Consider the following 19,506-nt stretch of genomic DNA (forward strand, 5'->3'; position numbering starts at 1 on the left):
GGCCGCCGGACAGCGAGGGGAGTTTAAAGGATGGGAAAAGTATTGCGTTGGGGCGTTCTGGGGGCGTCGAACTTTGCGCTGCGGCATATGGCACCGGCGATTCATGCGGCGGTTGGGGCAGAGTTGGTGGCATTGGCGACGTCGAACCCGGCCAAAGCGGTGGGGTTTCAAGATTTCTGTCCCAGTCTGAAGGTGCATTCCAGCTATGAGGCGCTTTTGGCCGATCCGGGAGTGGATGCGGTTTACATTCCCTTGCCTAACCATCTGCATGTGGAATGGGTGATGAAGGCGCTGGACGCGGGCAAGCATGTGCTGTGCGAAAAGCCGCTGGCGATGAACGCGGCGGAATTTGACGCGGTGATCGCCAAGCGGGACGCGACGGGCCTGCTGGCGGCTGAGGCCTTTATGATCGTGCATCATCCGCAATGGATCCGGGCCAAGCAGTTGCTGACCGAGGGGGCCATTGGCAAAGTAAACCACGTGGAAGTGGCCTTTACCTATGACAACCGGGCGGATGGGGCGAATATCCGCAACCGGCCCGAGACCGGGGGTGGGTCAATCCCGGATATTGGGGTTTATGCCTATGGCTCGGCGCGGTTTGTGCTGGGGGCGGAGCCTGTGGCACTGGAGGCGCGGATCGCTTATGAAAACGGGGTGGATGTTTTCGCCGAGGTGTCGGGCAAGATGACCGCGCCTCAGGGCGATTTCACGTATCGGGGCATGACCTCGATGCGATTGTTCCCACGACAAGAGGCAGTGTTTCAGGGCGATACGGGGATGATCCGGCTGACCGCACCGTTCAACGCCGAGGTCTTTGCCGAGCCGGTGCTTGAATTGCACCGGATGGGCTTTGTGTCGACCTATGAACGGTTCCCGATGGCAAGACACTACAAGTTGCAGGTGGAAAACTTCGGGCGTTCGGTGCGCGAGGGTGTTGCCTATCCCTGCCCGCTGGAATTTTCCAAGGGGACGCAGGCGATGGTGGATCAGATTTTTGCGGTGGCCAAGCCCGTCTAGTCGGCCAGACCCTGCTGGGCCCGCTCGCGGGCCTGCCGCAAGTTGCGGATGTCGTCGGTGGGTGGAGCAATCTCTTTCCCGCGTGAAAGGGCGGCGCGTTCGACGCGGCGCCTGTGGTGGATAAAGGCCAAGGCCGCCGCACCAAAGACCCAGCAAGAGGCCCAGACCCAGAGCAACATGCCCAACAGGCCGGGCAGCAGTTCCCCAACGGTGGGCGGCAGTTCGAGCAAACCGGTGTATTCGTCGATGGCCCATTTGATCAGCCGGGCAAAGAACATCAACATATGATCGGTGGCGCGGGTCCACAGGATCAGGGCTGTGCTGGCCGTAGTCACGAGGAACAGGCCAAAGAAACCTGCGCCAAAGCCGCTGAACAGATTGGTGGGCGGAGCCTTGGTGGTAGAAGACCAAGCGGCCGCGGCCTGCGGCACCAGCGACATAGACCAAAGGGCCGTGCTGATCAGCCAGAAAGCCGCCGCCGAACCGGCGAGCAGGGGGGCGCCGGTCAAAAGACCCCACCAATCTTGCAAGGCATGCGGCGAGAGCAGGGGGGCGAGTTCACTGTAGCCCAGCATGGATGCGCCGGTGACAAGCGCCCAGACCAGCGCGCCAAGGAAGATGGTATAGGCTGTCTGGAACAGGGTGAAGACAAAGGCCCAGCGGACAAGGGCAAAGAAATCAGGACCATTGCCATAGCCTTGGGCACCAAGCCCCGCGCGGATGCCGACAAGAACCCAGAAATTATAGACAACGGCGGTGAGCAACAGGGCGACCGGCGGAAAAATCAGGGCGGTGCCTGCAATGATCACAAAGGCGGGGACGAGGATGAACGGAAAGACGATGAGAAAACGCCAGAAGACGGCGAGGGAAAAGGGGATGGATTGGAAAAACAGGAACATGGGAAGGCCTTGGGTGGGGTGATCTTGGCCTTGGACCTAGCAGGGCAGGGTGCAAAGATTGTGGCGGCCCGAAGGGATTGGCCTTCGGGCCCTTGCGCTTTTCAACCCATCGGGCCGCGCTGACCCCGTTCGCGCGCCTCGCGCAGGGCGCGGAGGCTGTCGGAGCTGACGCGCTCGATGGCGGGGGCCTTGCGGCGTTCCTCGCGTTGGGATTTCGTTTTCTCCCATGCGAGAACCGCAGTGGCAAAAAACCAGCTGGAGAACCAAGTCAGGATCAGCGTGCTGAGGATCACCGCACCCCAAGCGATCTGAATCCCCCAAGGCTCGGGATTTTCAACCGACGAGAGGGCGGTGACAAGTGCCGAATAGAGCGCCATGCCGAACAGCCAGATTTCGGTGGCAAGGCCCGTGGGTAAGGTGAGAATGACGCCAAGGACAACGGGCACGGCGATGCTGAACAGGCCCGCGCCGAAACCCCAGAAGGGGTCGGGCTTTTGGGCCTTGTCGGTTGCGGCGACGGCGGTGGCGGTCATGGGCACGGCCATGGCGCAGGAATAGGCCGTCAAAAGCACCATCGGAAGGATCAAGCTGGCCATGGCCACACCCGCGCCCGTTTCAAGCCCTGCAAGGGTAAGCGCCATTTGACTGGCGACGAAAAGGGCGGTGACAAGCAGGCTGACAAAGATGTTCAAGAGGCTGAACAGAAGGCTGCCGCCGACGAGTTTGCCCAAGTCAGGCGTGTTGGCATAGCCTTTGGCGGCAAGGGCGCAGCGCAGGCCGATGAGGGTGACAAAGGCGCTGGCCATACCAGGCAAAAGAAAGCCGACAAGGGGCACGAAGGCCGTGGCAAACAGGATGAGGACCGTCGCCAGTGCCAAAAACGGCAGCAGGATGAGATAGCGCCAGAAGGTGCTGAGGGAGAGGGGGAGGGATTGGATAAACAGGGGCATCGTCCAGCCTTTTTGTCAGGCCGGGCTGATCCGTGGCAAGACCACGCAACCGCCGGGACGCGTGATTTATGCAAGCTGGGGGTGCGATCAAGTGTTCGTGAAAAATAAATGGCCCCCGTGGTGCGGGGGCCATTTTGCTTTGGGCTTTGGGGGGTTAGCCCTCCATCGCCTCCAGCTCGTCGATAAAGCCCGCGATCATCGACAGGCCCTTGTCCCAGAATTTCGGGTCGCTGGCGTCCAGACCAAAGGGGGCCAACAGTTCCTTGTGGTGCTTTGACCCGCCCGCTTTCAGCAGGTCGAAATACTTGTCCTCGAACCCCGGCAGGCCGCTGGCATAGGCCGCATAAAGCGCATTCACCAGACCGTCGCCAAAGGCATAGGCATAGACGTAGAAGGGGGAATGGACGAAATGGGGGATATAGGCCCAAAAGGTTTCGTAGCCGTCCATGAAGTCAAAGGCATCGCCTAAGGATTCCGCCTGAACCGACATCCACAGCGCGTTGATGTCGTCTGGGGTGAGTTCCCCTTCGGCCCGCGCGGCGTGGAGTTTGCATTCGAAATCATAGAAGGCGATCTGCCGAACGACGGTGTTGATCATATCCTCGACCTTGCCTGCCAGCAGGGTCTTGCGTTCGGCGGGGGTTTTCGCGCCATCCAGCAGGCGGCGGAAGGTCAGCATTTCGCCGAAGACGGAGGCGGTTTCGGCCAGCGTCAAGGGGGTGGAGGACAGCAATTCCCCCTGACCCGCCGCCAAAACCTGATGGACGCCATGGCCCAGCTCATGCGCCAGGGTCATCACGTCACGCGGTTTGCCCAAATAGTTCAGCATGACATAGGGGTGAACGGTGGTGACGGTCGGATGGGCAAAGGCCCCCGGCGCTTTGCCCGGTTTCACCCCGGCGTCGATCCAGCCCTTGTCAAAGAAAGGTTTCGCCAGATCGGCCAAGGCGGGCGAAAACGCGCCATAGGCCGACAACACCGTTTCCCGCGCCTCGGCCCAGTCGATCACACGGGGCGTTTCCGTGGGCAGGGGGGCGTTGCGGTCCCAGACCTGCAAACGGTCCAGCCCCATCCATTTCGCCTTCAGCCGGTAATAGCGGTGCGACAGTTTCGGATAGGCGGCAGCCACCGCATTGCGCAGCGCCTCCACCACTTCGGGCTCCACATGGTTCGACAGATGCCGCCCGGTCTGGGGCGTGGGCATCTTGCGCCAGCGATCCTCGATTTCCTTTTCCTTGGCGAGCGTGTTGTGGACGCGTGCGAACAGTTTGACATGTTTGTCAAAGACCACGGCCAAGGCGCGTGCCGCGGCCTCGCGTTTGCTGCGGTCGGCGTCGGTCAAAAGGTTCAGGGTCGATTCAAGGTTCAGCGGTTCCGCTTCCCCCGCCACGTCGAACATCAGGCCTGCCATGGTTTCATCGAACAGGCGGTTCCAAGCGGCGGCGCCCACGACGGATTGGTCGTGCAAGAATTTTTCCATCTCGTCCGACAACTGGTGCGGGCGCATGGCGCGCATGCGGTCAAAGACGGGCTTGTAGCGGGCAAGGTCTGGGTTGGCGGCCAGAAGACCCGAAAGGTGGGTATCGTCCAGCCGGTTGAATTCGAGGCTATAGAAGACGAGCGGCGTGGTGAATTGGGTCACACGGTCCTGCGCATCAGCCATGAACTTGGCGCGGTCGCTGTCCATCGTGTTCTGGTAATAGCGCAGGCCCGCATAAGACATGATCCGCCCGGCTGTGATGTCGATCTGTTCATAATCCTGCACGCAGGTCAGCAGTGCGGCGGCGGAAAGGCCCGCCAGTTTGCCTTCGTATTGCGCGGCGAAATCGGTGCAGGCTTTTTCCAGCCAGCCCATGTCATGTTTGAACTGGTTCGATTCCGGCCCGGTGTACAGATCGTTCAGATCCCATTCCGGCAGGTCGCCGAAGTTTCCCGCCCCGTTTGCGTTGGCATCCCAGACCATCTGTTGCATCGCGCTCTCCTATGTATCGACAGCATCTAGGCGCGGGGGGGGCAAAAGCGCAAGGCATGGACCAAGTTTTCGGCACCGGATCCCCCGATCCCGTCCTCGCCAAATCCGTTGACTCAACCCGCCGGGAATCTTTATGCAAACGTTATAGTAAGGGGTGGGGGACGCAATGAAGCTGTTGGGAACCGGGGCCGCTGACATTTTGAAGGGCGGCGAGAACGGAGATTTGATCTATGGCGGGGCAGGGAATGATACGCTGGCCAGCACGAACATTCCGTCCGACTTGATGCCGACCTATGACCGTTTTTATGGCGGCAAGGGCGACGACGATATCTCGGCCGGTTTTCTTTTCGGCGGGCGGACCGCTACCGACCCGCGGGACGGGATGCACGTTTACGGCGGTGCCGGCAATGACGAGGTTTACGCCGGGCTTATCTATCTAAGGCCCGATGACCTCAATGCCCCCGTCCTGACCCGGCTTGACGGAGGCGCGGGGATTGATCTGCTAAAGTTGGAACTGACGGTTTCTGAAATGACGACCCCCATCGCGCAGATCAGAATTTCAGTCGGTGCAGCCAGCGGCAACACGCTGCCGGGGGCCATCCTGTCCGGGTTTGAGCGGCTGGACGTGGAAATCTGGCGCCAGTTCGACAGTGCAGCGCCCCCGGTGAACCTTTGGACCATTCGCGGCGGCGCGCTGGCCGACCGCGTGGTCATCGGCACGCCCGAAAGTGAACAGACGCTGTTTTTCAACACCGACATCCGCACCGGCGCGGGTCGCGACGATGTCTGGGTGGAACTGGGGCGGAACAAGGTTGATCTGGGCGCAGGCGATGATCGGCTGGCCATCAAGGTTCTCTCCAGCATCGCGGGCAATGTCCTCCAAGGCGGCAAGGGCGTGGATACGCTGGAACTGCGGCTGGACTCGGGCGAACCTTATCGCAATTATCCTTTTGGTTTTAACGGGTCGACAGCGGTATCGGTCGATATCTCAAAGCCGGTCAATCTGCCCGGCCTTCAGGCCAAAGGGTTCGAGAAGTTAAGCTTTTACGGCAGCAATTCGATGACGGGCCCTCTGAACGATACGGTGCGCGGTGGGGCCTATGCCGATACGATCAGCGGGGCCAACGGGGATGATCTGCTGTTTGGCGGTGGGGGCAATGACCAGTTTCACTGGATCGGTCGGCGCACCGGCCTTGAAGAATTCAGCCTTCTGACCGATGGCCGGGATACGATCTATGGCGGCGCGGGCATCGATACGTTGAACTTTTACAACTACGGCGCCTTCGAAGGCGGCCCGGCCCTGAATTTTGAACTGAAGGCCAATGGCACGGTCGTCACCTCTTTTGACGGCTTCGTCGCGACGGGCATCGAAAAGGTCAGACTGGGGGGCAGTTGGCAGGCGGATCGTCTGACAGGGGGCCAGTTGGCCGATACCATCACCGGCGCAAGGGGCGACGATACGCTGGCTGGCGGTGCAGGGAATGACAGTCTGGACGGCGAAGGTGGGGCCGATCTGGTTCAGGGCGGCGCAGGCGATGATCGGATCACCTGCTTTCTCTATGACGGAATCCCCGTCTGGGAGGGCAACTATCGGCTGGACACATTGGACGGCGGTGCGGGCAATGACCTGTTGGAACTGCGGCTGGATTGGGATCATGCCATTGATCTGACGCTGGTTTCCGGCGGTGTTTCGCAGGTGTCGATTGCGACGCTGGAAATCCGTGGCTTTGAACGGCTGGATGTCATCGGCTCTGACCGGGCCGACAACCTGACAGGCGCGGGCGGGGCGGATACCTTTGTGGGGCAGGGCGGTGATGACCGGCTGAACGGCGGGGGCGGCCAGGACAGGCTGGAAGGGGCCGAAGGTCTGGACACCATGACAGGCGGCGGGGGGGCAGACACCTTTGTCATCGCCGCAGGTCTGACCAGCATCAATGCCCCGCTGCCGGTTTTGCAGGACGGCCTGCTTTGGTCTGCCGAGGGCGTGGATCACATCACGGATTTCAACGCGAAAGATGACACGATTCATTTCTATGCCGATGGCTATGCAAATCTGGTTTGGGCGCAGAAACATCAAATGCTGGCGGCGGGGGCCTTCGTTCTGGGCACTACGGCCAAGGATGCCAGCGACCGCATTCTTTATGACCGCAGCACAGGCCGTCTGTTCCATGATGCCGATGGCGCGGGCGGCGATGCGGCCATTCTGGTGGCCATTCTGGACAACAAGCCGCTTCTGACAGCGGCTGATTTCGTGATCTACAGCCTCAAGCCCGAATATGACTATCTGCGGCTTTAGGGCTTGGTCCCGGCCAACAAGGCGCGCAGGCTTTCCAAAGTGTCGATTTGATCGAGCGCCTTGTCCTGCCGCCAACGCAACATTCGGGGAAAGCGCAGCGCGAGGCCCGATTTGTGACGCGGGCTGGCTTGGATGCCTTCGAACCCGATCTCGAACACCAGTTCCGGCTTGACCCGCCGAACCGGGCCAAAGCGTTCCAAAGTGTTGCGGTTCACCCAAGCGGTAATCTGGTTGAATTCGGCATCGGTCAGGCCGGAATAGGCCTTGGTGAAAGGCACCAGATCGTTCCCGTCGCGGACGGCAAAGGTGTAATCGGTGTAAAGATTGGCGCGGCGACCGTGGCCCGCTTGGGCATAGAGCATGACGGCATCGACGGCATAGGGATCCAGCTTCCATTTCCACCAATCGCCGCGCTTGCGGCCCTGATGATAGGGGGAGGAAAGGCGTTTCAGCATCAGGCCTTCGGCCTGTTTGTCGCGGGCTTTGGCGCGCTCGGCGGTCAGTTCTGGCCAGTCTTGCGCGGTGATCTGGGGGGATAGGGACAGGGGCAAGCTGGGGGGAATTTGTGCAAGGATGGTGGCCAGACGCGCGCGGCGATGGGCAAGGGGCTGTTGGCGGATGTCTTCACCGGCGTCTTCCAGCAGGTCATAGGCGAGGATATGGGCGGGGGCCTTGGCCATTTGGGCCTTGGAAACCGTCTTGCGGGTAATCCGGGTTTGCAGGGCGGCAAAGGGCAGGGGGGCCACGCCGTCCCAAGCGAGGATTTCGCCGTCAATCACCGTGCCGGGGGGCAGGAAATCGGCCAAGGCGGCGAATTCGGGGAAGCGGTCGGTGATCAGGTCTTCCCCTCGGCTCCAGACCGCGAAAGCGCCGGGACGGGCGATGATCTGGCCGCGGATGCCGTCCCATTTCCATTCAGCAAGCCAGTCGGTGACGGGGCCAAGGGTTTCGGGTTCGGCTTCCAAAGGCGAGGCGAGCGCAAAGGGGTAGGGGCGGGCCCCCTGTTGGCCGTCGCCTTCGATCAGGGCATGAAAGCCTGTCGTTTCGGGTTTCCAATCGCCCATCAGACGGTGGGCGAGGGTGGTTTCCTCGACGCCCGTCGCTTGCGCCAAAGCACGAGTCATGAGGCCTTGCGCCACGCCCATGCGAAAGCCGCCGGTGATGAGTTTGGTGTAGAGGAGACGGGCATCGCCCTGAAGCTGGGCCCAAGCGGCGAGGGTGGCTTGTTTGCGGATGGGTTCGGGCTGGCCTGCGAGTTGGATGAGCTGGCGGAGGGCTTGGTCAAGCGTAGGATCGGCGTCGGTGGTGGCGGGGGGGAGGAGAAGGGCGATGGTTTCGGCCAGATCGCCTGCGACATTGTAAGATTCCTCGAACAACCAAAGCGGCAGACCCGCCGCCTCAGCCGCCCAGTTGCGCAGTTCTGTGGCGTTGACGACGCGCTTGGGGCGGCGACCGGACAGCAGGGCCACGGTCCAGACACGGTCGGCTTCGGGGGCTGTGCGGAAGTATTCGGCCAGCGCCTTGGTGCGGGCGGCGGTGGAGGTGGTGGTGTCGAGGGCCGCGAAAAGTTCAGCGAAACGCTTCATGTCTCTGTCGCAACGGGGGGCTGCCCGCCCCCCGCACCCCCTGGAGGTATTTCTGGCAACATGAAATCAGGGTCTTGGGCATCGTCGCCATGATAGGCGGTTTCGATGATGCCCGCGTCATAGCCCTGTTCCGAAAGCCAGCGGCGGAAGGGGGCGGTGTAGCCATGGGTGACAAAGACGCGTTCAGCGCCTGTAGCGCGGATGGCTTGGTTCAGGCCGGGCCAATCGGCATGGTCGGACAGGGCAAAGCCCGTGGTCGCCCCCCGCCTGCGGCGGATGCCGCGCAGGGCCATCCAACCCGAGGCGGTGGCCTCGGCGGCATCGCCAAAGCGTTTGGCCCAAGGGGTGCCAAGGGCGGAACCGGGGGCAACGACCAGCGCGCCGGGGTGGGTTTTGTGGGTGATGTCGGGGGTGACGTGGATGGTGGGGGGCAGGTTGTAGCCCTGATCACGAAGGATGTCGGTCATGTGGGTGACGGCCCCATGGGTGAGGATCGGGCCTTGATGCCCCAGCATCGCCATCAGGCGCTGGGCTTTGCCGAGGGAATAGGCGGAGATGATGGAGATGCGACCCTCGGCGCGGTTCTTGGCCCACCAGTCGGTGATGTCGGCGGTGATTGCCGCCTGCGGCTGCCAGCGGAACAGCGGCAGGCCGAAGGTGCATTCGCTGATAAAGGTATGGCAGGGGACGGGGGCGAACGCTTCGGAAAGCCCGTCATTTTCCACCTTGTAATCCCCTGATACGACCCAGACCTCGCCGCCCCGTTCCACGGCAATCTGCGCCGATCCCGGCACATGGCCTGCGGGGTGGAAGGTGACGTTGACGCCGCCAATCGCCCGCGTTTCGCCATAGGGGATGGTGTCGATGGTGATGTCACCCAGACGGGCGCGGATCACGGGGGCGGCTTTGTCGGTGGATAGGTAGCGGTTGTGTCCGGGGCGGGCGTGGTCGGAATGGCCATGGGTGATCAGGGCGCGGTCCACCGGACGCCAGGGGTCGATGTAAAAACCGCCTTCGGGGCAGAAGATGCCTTTGTCGGTGAAGGTCAGAAGGTTGTCGCGCGCCATGCGGCAAAGCTAGCACGGCGCGCGGCTTTGGGAAGGGCTGCGTCAGAGGCCTTCCATCGCCACCGTGTAAAGCAGGTTCACGTTCAGCGCGATGATGACGACGGCAATCACCGCACAGGCGGCGGTCAGCCAGCGGGGGGCGACCAGATCGCCCATCTTGGCGCGGCTGGCAGTGAACATGACCAAGGGCACGATGGCAAAGGGCAGTTGGAAGGACAGGACAACCTGCGACAAGATCAGCAATTGGCCGGTCTCTTTCGATCCCCAGATCAGGATCACCGCCATGGCCGGGGCAATCGCCAGCATCCGCGTGACCAACCGCCGCGCCCAAGGCGGGATGCGCAGGGCTACGAAACCCTCCATAACGATCTGCCCCGCCATGGTGGCCGTCACCGTTGCGTTCAAGCCGCAGGCCAGCAGCGAGATGCCGAACAGGATAGGGGCCAGCGACGAACCCAGAAGGGGGGTCAGCAGGGCATGGGCGCGGTCAATTTCGACCACTTCATGTTCGCCATTCGCTTGGAAGGTCGCGGCGGCCAGGATCAGGATCGAGGCGTTGATCGTCAGGGCGAACATCAGGGCAATGGTCGAATCCCATGTGGCCATCCGCAGTGCGTGGCGCTTTTCGCCCGTCGTGTCGCCATAGGCGCGGGTCTGAACGATGCCGGAATGCAGATAAAGGTTATGTGGCATGACCGTGGCCCCGATGATGCCCAAGGCCAGATAAAGCATGGCCGGGTTGGTCACAATTTCGGTGGTCGGGGCAAAGCCCTTGATCACCGCGCCCCAATCGGGGTCAGCCATGGCGATTTGCAGCACGAAGCAAACGGCAATCACCATCAACAGGGCGATGATCAGCGCCTCGATCTTGCGGAAACCTTTGTTTTGCAGCCAGAGGATCAGGAAGACATCGCCTGCGGTGATGAAAATGCCGATTTCCAAGGGGATGCCGAACAGCAGGTTCAGACCGATGGCGGTGCCGATCACCTCGGCCAAGTCGGTCGCAATGATCGCCAGTTCCGCAAAGATCCACAAAGGCCAGGCCACCCAGGCCGGATAGGCATCGCGGCAGGCTTGGGCTAGGTCGCGGCCCGAGGCGATGGCAAGGCGGGCGCAAAGCGATTGCAGCAGGATGGCCATGATGTTCGACAGCAGGGCGACCGTCAGCAGCGCATAGCCAAACATCGCCCCGCCCGAGAGGGACGTGGCCCAGTTGCCGGGATCCATATAGCCGACAGCCACCAGATAGCCCGGCCCGACAAAGGCAAAGAAGCGGCGGAAGGGGGTGGTGCCAGTGGTGACGGCGATGGAGCGGAACACCTCGGACAACGAGGGGCGGTCGTTCTGGCGGCGCCAGCCTTGGGTGGGAGTGGACATCAAGAACCTGCGAATGATTTGCAATTGCATAAATGACGCGGGTGGCGTGCTTGTCAAGCCCGGTGATGGGGCGGAAAGCACGCGGCATATGCCCAAATATTGGGCATATGCCGCGCATTGGGCGAAAATCGTGCAAAGCCCCTTTCGCGGCATGGCAAGCGGCGCTTAACCTTGGGTCAAAGGGGGTGCCCGGTGACCTATTTCAACGAGATGTTCCAGGACGGCAAAACCCGTCCGCCCTATGCAAGGCTGGCCAACTGGACGGAAAGCATGCCCGCCCCCCTGCGGCAGATGAAACAGGCCGAGGCAGAGGCCTTGTTCCGGCGGATCGGCATCACCTTTGCGGTCTATGGCGAAGGCGGCGATCCGGATCGGCTGATCCCCTTTGACATGTTCCCACGGGTGTTCACCGGGCAGGAATGGTCAAAGCTGGAACGGGGGATCAAGCAAAGGGCGCGGGCGCTGAACGCCTTTCTGCTGGATGTTTACGGCCGTGGTGAGATCGTGCGGGCCGGGCGTATTCCGGCGCGGTTGGTCTATCAGAACGAGGCCTATGAGCAGGCCGTGGTGGGGATCGTGCCTCCCAAGGGGGTCTATAGCCATATCGTGGGCATCGACATCGTGCGGACGGGCCCCGAGGATTTCTTTGTGCTGGAGGACAATTGCCGAACGCCATCGGGCGTGTCCTATATGCTGGAAAACCGGGAAATCATGATGCGGATGTTCCCCGACCTGTTCCGCGAAAATCGGATTCAGCCGGTGGACAGCTATCCCGCCCGACTGCGGCGGACCTTGGCCAGCGTGGCCCCCGCGAAATGCAAGGGCGAGCCAACGGTGGTGATCCTGACGCCGGGGCATTTCAATTCGGCCTATTACGAACACAGCTTTCTGGCCGATCTGATGGGGATCGAACTGGTCGAGGGGCAGGATCTGTTTGTCGAGGGCGAATTCGTCTGGATGCGCACCACCGAAGGCCCGCGCCGGGTGGATGTGATTTATCGGCGGATGGATGATGCCTATATCGACCCGCTGTGTTTCCGCCCTGACAGTATGCTGGGCATTCCCGGTCTGATGGATGTCTATCGTTCGGGCGGGGTTTCCATCTGTTCGGCCCCCGGCGCGGGTGTGGCGGATGACAAGGCGGTTTATACCTTTGTGCCGGAAATGGTGCGGTTCTATCTGGGCGAAGAACCGATCCTGCAAAACGTGCCGACATGGCAATGCGGCAAGGCGGATGATTGCCAATATGTGCTGGAAAATCTGGGCGATCTGGTGGTGAAGGAGGTGCATGGCTCGGGCGGTTATGGGATGCTCGTGGGCCCGAAATCGACGCAGGCGCAGATCGAATTGTTCCGCGACAAGATCAAGGCGGACCCCAGCAATTACATTGCGCAGCCCACGCTGGCACTGTCCACAACGCCAACCTTTGTGGAAGAAGGCATCGCGCCGCGCCATGTCGATCTGCGGCCCTATTGCCTGTGCGGCGAAAGCATCGACCTTGTGCCCGGCGGGCTGACGCGGGTGGCGCTGACCGATGGGTCGCTGGTGGTGAATTCCTCGCAGGGCGGGGGCGTGAAAGACACTTGGGTCTTGGCGGAGTGATCAGATGTTAAGCCGCACCGCCGACAACCTGTTCTGGATTGCACGTTACATGGAACGCGCCGAAACCGCCGCGCGTCTGTTAGAGGTGGGCAGCCGGATCAGCCTGATCCCCTCGGCCCATGGCTATCGCAGCGAATGGGACAGCCTGCTGCAAGCCTTGGGCGCGCGCGATCTGTTTGCGCATAAATACAGCGAGCCGGGGCAGCGGAACATTGAAAGTTTCCTGTTCTTTGACCCGGAAAATGCCTCCTCCGTATCATCCTGCGTGACGCGGGCGCGGGAGAATGGGCGGATCGTGCGGACGGCTTTGACGAGCCAAGTCTGGGATGCGCTGAACACGGCCTTTCAGGAATTGCGGGCGCTGGAGCGGAAACCGCGCAGCGAGCTGGACCTAAGCCTGCTGACCGACTGGACGATGCGCAATTCGGCGCAGGTGCGGGGGGCGATTGACGCGACGCTGTTGCGCAATGACGGCTATAACTTTCTGAACATCGGCTATTATCTGGAACGGGCGGATGCCACGGCGCGGCTGATGGATGTGAAATACTATGTCCTGCTGCCAAGGGTCGAATTCGTTGGTTCAGGCTTGGACAATTATCAATGGGGCACCCTGTTGCGGGCAATGTCGGCGCATCGGGCGTTTCATTGGGCCTATGGCGGCGACATCACGGCGGCCAAGATCGCGCATTTCCTGATCTTGAACCCGCAATGCCCGCGTTCGCTGATCACCTGTGCAAGGGGCCTTGTGAACCATCTGGATCGGCTGGCCGCGGCCTATGGCCCGCGTCTGGCGGCGCAGGAACAGGCGGCGGCGCTGCTGGCGGGGATCGAAGGCGCGACGGTCGAGGATATCTTTGACGAGGGGCTGCATGAATTTCTGACGCGGTTCATTGGCGATGCGGCGGCTTTGGGCTTGGCGATCCGGGATGCCTATCTGACGGGGGATGTGCGCTGATGCTTTTGCAGGTGAACCATGTAACCCGCTATGTTTACGACCGACCGGTGCGCGGCGTGGTGCAAAGCCATCGGCTGACACCTTCGGTCTTTGCCGGGCAAAAGGTGATCGACTGGCAAGTGACGGTCAGCGACGGGCAAAAGGGCGGCAGCTTTCGCGATGGGGCGGGGGACAGGATCGAATCCTGGTCGATCCGGGGGCCGGTGTCGGAAATTCTGGTGACGGTGACGGGACGGGTGGAAACCACCGATCTGGTGGGGGTCTTGAAGGGGCACAAGGAAACAACGCCCCCGCAAAGCTATTTGCGCAGCACCGCGCCGACCGAGGCCGATGTGGCGCTGACCGAACTGGCACAGGTGGGCGAGGGCGAGCCTTTGGCCGTGGCGCACCGCATGGCCGAGGCGGTGGCGGGCGCCATCGCCTATGCGCCGGGCACGACCCATGCGCATACCACGGCGGCCGAGGCTTTGGCGCAGGGGCAGGGGGTCTGTCAGGACCATGCCCATGCGCTGATCGCCATGGCGCGGGCGCGGGGGATTCCGGCGCGCTATGTCTCGGGCTATCTGTTTGCCGATGCGGAAGGGCAGGCGCATGAGGCGGCGCATGCTTGGGCGGAACTGCATGTGCAGGGCTATGGCTGGGTGGGGTTTGATCCGGCAAACCGCTGCTGTCCGGATGACCGCTATATCCGGTTGGGTTCTGGGCTGGATGCGCAGAATGCGGCCCCGATCCGGGGCATTTCGCGGGGAATTGCCGAAGAAGCGATGGATGTGACCGTTGCGGTTCTGGCAGCGCAGCAATAGGCTGTCACAAAAGACCGGGGACAGTTTCCGATGACTTACTGCGTGGGCCTTCTTTTGAACGAGGGTATGGTTCTCTTGTCTGACACCCGCACCAATGCGGGGTTGGACAACATTTCGACCTATCGCAAGATGTTCATCTTTGAAGAGCCGGGCGAGCGGATCATTGCGATCATGACAGCGGGCAGTCTGTCGGTCACGCAGACCACCATCGCCCGCCTGCGCGAGGCGATGGAAGACCCCGAGTCCACGCCCGAAACCTCGATCCTGCTGGCCCCGACCATGCTGAAGGTGGCCGATATCGTCGGCGCGATGCTGGCCAAGGTGCGGTCCGAGGTCGAAGAAAAGCTGTCGGCGATGAACCAGTTGGCCAGCGCCAGCATGATCGTGGCGGGGCAGCGCAAGGGCGGCGAGATGCGGATGTTCCTGATCTATCCGGAAGGGAACTTTATCGAAGCGACCGAGGACACACCCTTTTTGCAGATTGGCGAACACAAATACGGCAAGCCTATTCTGGACCGTGTGGTCAAGCGGACGACGAGCCTTGCCGATGCGCAAAAGGCGGTGCTTCTGTCGATGGATTCGACGCTGCGGTCGAACCTGTCCGTGGGGATGCCCCTTGATTTGCTGGTCATCGAACGCGATGCCTGCAAGGTGGACAGCAAGCGGCGGATCGAGGCGGGGGACGAAAGTTTCCGCGCGATGAGCGAGGCCTGGAGTCTAGCCCTGCGGGACGGGTTCACGCGGATCACGCTGTAACGAAAAAGGGCGGCCCAAGGGCCGCCCTTTTTGTTTCCGGGACCAGAGGTCAGATGCCCGACTTGCTGGCCGTCACATACATCAGCGTGACTTCATCGAACTTCGTCGTGATCGCATCCAGCTTTTTGTATAGCTCGACCGAGGCTGCCGGATCGACACCCGTCACCGCCGCTTCGACATCCGGCTTGACCGCAGCCCAATCGGCCTGGATCTCGGCCATCTTGGCCGCGATTTCCGGCGTCGGCGGGGTGATGACCCCGGCGGCGGGGAAGCCGTTCGCCAAGGCGTTCAGCGACGCCTCGAACAGGCGCACGGTTTTCGCAAAGCGGAAGCTGTTGCCCACCACCTTGTTGCCATTCGCCAGACCACAGGCCTCTTTCGCCATTTGCAGGGCCAGCGACCGCTGACGACCCACGATGTCCAGCGTCAGAGCGTGCGATTGAAGCAGTTCCGGCGGGTTGGCATAGGCGTTGATGATCTCTTGCACCAGATATTTGGTCGAGTGCATGAGGTTCAGGTTCTGCCGGGCGACATAATCCCAGCCATCGGCGGGGGCGCTGCCATCCAGCAGGGTCTTGGCCTGACCGGCGAAGGTCTGCCATTGCAGGTCCACGCCACGGATCCCGGCCAGCACCTTGCGCTCCTCTTCCTTGGCCGGCAGGCCAAGTTCGGGATTGCCTTCGGCCAGACCCAACATGAGCCGGTCGAATTCGGCGATGGCATCGGTTGCCACTTTCTTGAAGTTCTCGACATCGCTGCCGGCCTGCACATGGCACGCCGCCACCCCGATGCGCTGGCTCAGGGCCCGCACACGTTCGGTGATGTCGATCCGTTCGGCCGCACCCGTGCTTTGCACGACGCCCTGAGCGAGGGCGGGGGTTGCGGGCAGGCCAAGGGCGCTGACCGACAGCAAAAGCGAGGCGATCCAGACGCGTGCCCTGTTCGGGGCTGGGTTCAGATCAGAGCGGTTCATCGGGTTCACCTTTACATGATCCGCACGGGGGGAGAGCCTTGCACTTGCTGAGGCGCTGTTGCGCTTGGGCGAAGAGCAAGTGGCAGACCGGTCCCGGCTGTGGTTGTTTTCAAAGGACATGATCATCTGCACACCCCTTACGGCAAGGTGATCCAGGTTTCCACGCGCCGGTTGATCGACCGGCCAAGGTCACCCGTGTTGCAGGCAGCCGGGGCGATTTCGCCAAAGCCCGTTGCATTGATCGTCACATGAGCGACCTTGTCACCACCAGCCCCTTTCAGCGCATCGGCGATCGATTCAGCCCTGTTTTTGGACAGGCCCCGGTTCGGTTCGAATTCGCCCACATCGTCCGAGAAGCCGACGAAGGTGACAGTCGCCCCTTGCGGCATCGCGGCCACATAATCCACCAGACGCGCCAGGTCGAGCTGACCGCGGGGGTCGAGTTGCGACGAACCTGTGCGGAAGCGGAAGGTTGTTGACAGCCGATCCGCAGCTTTCATCAATTCGATGAATTCTTTAGCCACTTCTGCTTCAAACTTCGATCCGCCGGTGAACAGCAGTTGCTGGGCCCGATCATTGTCGATGCTGTTGTCGCGCAGTTCGATGCCGAGATCGATGAACCCGGCCTGCTTGATCACGTTGCTGGACTCTTCCGAAGTGGTGAAGTCGAGGAATTGTTTGGCCAATTCGTTCGACAGATCGCCGCGGTTATAAAGATAAAGGCGGCGATACAGCGCATATTCTTCGGTTTTCACCGAGAACGGATCAGGCGTCGTCGGGATGCCGCATTCGCTGATGATGGTCAGCGGCTTTTGGCCCCGTTGGAACGCATAGCCGACATAGGCGATGGCCCCCGGGTTGTCGTTGACATAGGCCGCAGCCGCATCGTTATCGGCCACAGAAACGGCGCCTTCCGGAACGGCAGGCGCTTGGCCACCGAACAGACCGTCCATGAAAAGGGCGAAGGTGCCGGAATCTTCAGCACGGGTGACGATGGAAATCGGCAGATCAAGACCGCCGAATTCCGACCAGTTCTTGGCCTCGCCCGAATAGATCTTGGCCAGGTCCGAAGCGGAAAGTTCCGACACATCGTTTTCGTTGTTGACGATGACGACAAGGCTGTCGATGGCCAGAATGCGTTCCTGGTTCGGATCGATCATGTTGCCAGCGCCCGCAGCTTTCAGGGCGCGGGCTTCATCCGGGGTGATCCGGCGAGCCGACATCCCGATCTGCGACGTGCCATCCAGAAGCCCGGCGAAGGCGTCGCCCGAACGGGTGGCCGAGACCAGATAGGTCCCAAGCGTGTCGCCAAAGCCTTCTTCACCGACGAAGGTCGCGGTGAATTCGCCTTGGTTGGCGGTGTTTTCGATCCGCGCCTCGGCATTCAAATAGGTGCCAAAGCCGCCCATCATCAGGGGCATCAGGCCCTCACCGATCGTGTCGGAGCCGGCCAGCTTGACGTCATAGGCAGCGGTTTCGACCGCTGGACAACCAGGGCCTTCGCAGAACACCCGGTTTGCAGCGATCCGAAGATCGCCCAGATCGGTCCGGATGATGTAGTTGTCATCGGAAAAGCTCACCAGATCGCCTTCAAGGTTCACGGTGCCGTCCGAAGATTTCAAGGTCACTTTTTCCGCCCATGCGCCACCGGCCATCAAGGCGGTCATCGCGACGGTCAGGCCAAAGGCGGCCTTCTTCAGTCTAGGACTAGGTGCGTAGTTCACGTTACCCCCTCCACTTTTTAGGGACGCAACCGACATGGCGCTGGGGGCGCATGCCGGAGGCCAAAGCATTCTTCACTCTCGCCTTCTCTGGTTGCCGGGCGAATAAGCCAGCATTGTGTCACGAAGGCGGTATTCTGGACCATTTTCAAGGCAATTGTTAACTTTGGATTCACAATTGCATTCCGCCGCCCCCGATTGCGGAGGCGGCGGAAAATGTCAGGCAAAACAGAGGGTTCGCAGTTTCAGCTTTCTGTCGCTTTGCGCGATTCGGATCAGTCTCCAAGCAATCCATAGTTGAATGCTGTCAAAACGTTCTCTCCGTCCCGGCGGACAACGAAGGGAAAGCGCGTCGTTCCGGTCTGCAATTGCCGCGTGATCAACTCGCCCATCCGGGCATCGCTACCGATTCGCTCGTTTGAGGGCACGTAGGCGACAATTTCATCACCAATTTTCATCAGATCGTCGGTTGTGGCTGGCGGAGCGGCGACAACGACCGTCCGGACCGCATCACCACCGACTGGGATTTCGGCAAAGCGAAGTCCATTCAGCAACGCAACTTCGGTCACGACATTCACTGTCAGGGTCTGATCGGTTGCGGAACCGCCGTCGGGCGCTTGGACGCCCAGTGTCAGATCGACTGTTTCAGCCCCGTCCAAGGCGCCACTGGCGCGCAGTTGGGCCGCAATGTCGGTGATGGAGGCGATGGGAGCGCCGTTCAGATTGGCGATCGTCGCGCCGGGCACCAGCCATTCCGGGGCGCCTTCATCGACGCTGGCAACGGTGGTTGGGTTGGCAGGATCCACCTTGAAGGGCAGATAGGGCATTCGTGCCGTCAGCACGGGCGAGGACGACAGATCAATAGCCTCGGTCGTTGCCGCTCCGGCACCGGCGGTGGCTTGGCCGCCCAGCAACAGATCATCAAGATCATCCGCCGCCCGCACATTCGCGGCGGCTTCGGCGGCTTCGGCCTCGTCACCCGTGAGTTGAGGCGCGGCGGCCACTGCCACGGGTTCAGGCTCGGGTGCAGGTTCGGGTTCGGCCAAGGCCGTTTCAGCTTCGGTCGGAGCGGGCAGCGCCGATGCATCGGCCGCGGTCGGCGCAGCCTCGGCCTCGCTTGGGGCGACAACATCACCGACCGCTTCAGGCGCAGCGGCGACTTCGACAGGCTCGCTGCTGGTCGTCGGAGCGGGCTCCTCCGAAATGGCGGGCGCTTCTGGTTCAGCGGCAGCTTGGGTCGTCGCTTCGGTTTCGGTCGGCTCGGCGGCTGTGGCCTCCGGCGCGGTCTCTGCGGTGGTTTCGGCGGCTGCGGCCTGATCTTCGATGGCGGTCGGCACCGCGGTTTCTGCGTCGGCCTCTGCTGTTTCGGTCACTTGCGGCTCGGCAGCCGGTTCCTCGGGAGCGGAGGCCTCGGTTTCGACGGTTTCCGCCGCAGCCACTTCGGCCGCGGGTTCTTGGGCCGCCGCCGTTTCGGTGGCCGCCTCGGCAGGGGCTGGCGTTTCTTCGCTGCCGCCCATGAACATCACCCCGGC

At 61.8% G+C, this 19,506-nt stretch carries 14 protein-coding genes and 1 pseudogene; 6 read left to right on the top strand and 9 right to left on the bottom strand.

Going from position 1 to position 19,506, the window contains the following annotated elements; translation table 11 throughout:
• The first annotated feature begins 30 nt into the window (after positions 1-30).
• Positions 31-1,017, top strand: coding sequence for a Gfo/Idh/MocA family protein (locus tag IE095_RS04970; protein WP_189410506.1), 987 nt, complete (start codon positions 31-33; stop codon positions 1,015-1,017).
• Here the strand turns inward: IE095_RS04970 and IE095_RS04975 are convergent.
• From IE095_RS04975 to IE095_RS04985, 3 genes are all read right to left on the bottom strand, one after another.
• Complete coding sequence (locus tag IE095_RS04975) at positions 1,014-1,916, bottom strand: hypothetical protein (RefSeq protein ID WP_189410507.1); 903 nt, start codon at positions 1,914-1,916, stop codon at positions 1,014-1,016. The genes IE095_RS04970 and IE095_RS04975 overlap by 4 nt on opposite strands.
• Positions 1,917-2,017: 101 nt before the next feature.
• Positions 2,018-2,866 (bottom strand): hypothetical protein, encoded by an 849-nt coding sequence (locus IE095_RS04980; protein ID WP_189410508.1) that lies wholly within the window; start codon positions 2,864-2,866, stop codon positions 2,018-2,020.
• Between the two features lie 154 nt (positions 2,867-3,020).
• Positions 3,021-4,838 (bottom strand): M3 family oligoendopeptidase, encoded by a 1,818-nt coding sequence (locus IE095_RS04985; RefSeq protein ID WP_189410509.1) that lies wholly within the window; start codon positions 4,836-4,838, stop codon positions 3,021-3,023.
• 166 nt (positions 4,839-5,004) lie between these two features.
• On the opposite strand from IE095_RS04985, the gene IE095_RS04990 reads away from it, so the two are divergent.
• Positions 5,005-7,134 carry a calcium-binding protein gene (locus tag IE095_RS04990; RefSeq protein ID WP_189410510.1) on the top strand — a complete coding sequence of 710 codons (2,130 nt, stop codon included), beginning with the start codon at positions 5,005-5,007 and terminating at the stop codon, positions 7,132-7,134.
• On the opposite strand, the gene IE095_RS04995 is transcribed toward IE095_RS04990, so the two are convergent.
• The 3 genes from IE095_RS04995 to IE095_RS05005 are packed head-to-tail and all read right to left on the bottom strand — an operon-like array spanning position 7,131 to position 11,164.
• Positions 7,131-8,720, bottom strand: a complete 1,590-nt coding sequence (locus IE095_RS04995) for an ATP-dependent DNA ligase (protein WP_189410511.1) — start codon at positions 8,718-8,720, stop codon at positions 7,131-7,133. The two genes, IE095_RS04990 and IE095_RS04995, sit on opposite strands and share 4 nt — an antisense overlap.
• On the bottom strand, positions 8,717-9,787 hold the full coding sequence (locus IE095_RS05000) for a ligase-associated DNA damage response exonuclease (RefSeq protein ID WP_189410512.1): 1,071 nt from the start codon (positions 9,785-9,787) through the stop codon (positions 8,717-8,719). Before IE095_RS05000 ends, IE095_RS04995 begins: the two co-directional genes overlap by 4 nt.
• A gap of 42 nt (positions 9,788-9,829) precedes the next feature.
• Positions 9,830-11,164, bottom strand: a complete 1,335-nt coding sequence (locus IE095_RS05005; RefSeq protein ID WP_229804515.1) for an Nramp family divalent metal transporter — start codon at positions 11,162-11,164, stop codon at positions 9,830-9,832.
• A 210-nt stretch (positions 11,165-11,374) separates the two neighbouring features.
• On the opposite strand from IE095_RS05005, the gene IE095_RS05010 reads away from it, so the two are divergent.
• The 4 genes from IE095_RS05010 to IE095_RS05025 are packed head-to-tail and all read left to right on the top strand — an operon-like array spanning position 11,375 to position 15,280.
• Positions 11,375-12,766 carry a circularly permuted type 2 ATP-grasp protein gene (locus tag IE095_RS05010; protein WP_189410546.1) on the top strand — a complete coding sequence of 464 codons (1,392 nt, stop codon included), beginning with the start codon at positions 11,375-11,377 and terminating at the stop codon, positions 12,764-12,766.
• Between the two features lie 4 nt (positions 12,767-12,770).
• On the top strand, positions 12,771-13,721 hold the full coding sequence (locus IE095_RS05015; protein ID WP_189410514.1) for an alpha-E domain-containing protein: 951 nt from the start codon (positions 12,771-12,773) through the stop codon (positions 13,719-13,721).
• Positions 13,721-14,524 carry a transglutaminase family protein gene (locus IE095_RS05020; RefSeq protein WP_189410515.1) on the top strand — a complete coding sequence of 268 codons (804 nt, stop codon included), beginning with the start codon at positions 13,721-13,723 and terminating at the stop codon, positions 14,522-14,524. The genes IE095_RS05015 and IE095_RS05020 overlap by 1 nt, the downstream gene beginning before the upstream one ends.
• A 30-nt stretch (positions 14,525-14,554) precedes the next feature.
• On the top strand, positions 14,555-15,280 hold the full coding sequence (locus IE095_RS05025; RefSeq protein WP_189410516.1) for a proteasome-type protease: 726 nt from the start codon (positions 14,555-14,557) through the stop codon (positions 15,278-15,280).
• A 49-nt stretch (positions 15,281-15,329) separates the two neighbouring features.
• Here the strand turns inward: IE095_RS05025 and IE095_RS05030 are convergent, their stop codons facing one another.
• The 3 genes and pseudogenes from IE095_RS05030 to IE095_RS05040 form a co-directional block, all read right to left on the bottom strand.
• Positions 15,330-16,253, bottom strand: a complete 924-nt coding sequence (locus IE095_RS05030; RefSeq protein WP_189410517.1) for a type IV pili methyl-accepting chemotaxis transducer N-terminal domain-containing protein — start codon at positions 16,251-16,253, stop codon at positions 15,330-15,332.
• A 137-nt stretch (positions 16,254-16,390) separates the two neighbouring features.
• Positions 16,391-17,977 carry a phosphate ABC transporter substrate-binding/OmpA family protein gene (locus tag IE095_RS05035; protein ID WP_189410518.1) on the bottom strand — a complete coding sequence of 529 codons (1,587 nt, stop codon included), beginning with the start codon at positions 17,975-17,977 and terminating at the stop codon, positions 16,391-16,393.
• A gap of 272 nt (positions 17,978-18,249) precedes the next feature.
• Positions 18,250-19,506 (bottom strand): annotated as a pseudogene (locus tag IE095_RS05040) (hypothetical protein); the annotation flags it as partial.

Origin of the sequence: Neogemmobacter tilapiae (genome assembly GCF_014652215.1) — a bacterium.
Taxonomy (GTDB): domain Bacteria; phylum Pseudomonadota; class Alphaproteobacteria; order Rhodobacterales; family Rhodobacteraceae; genus Neogemmobacter; species Neogemmobacter tilapiae.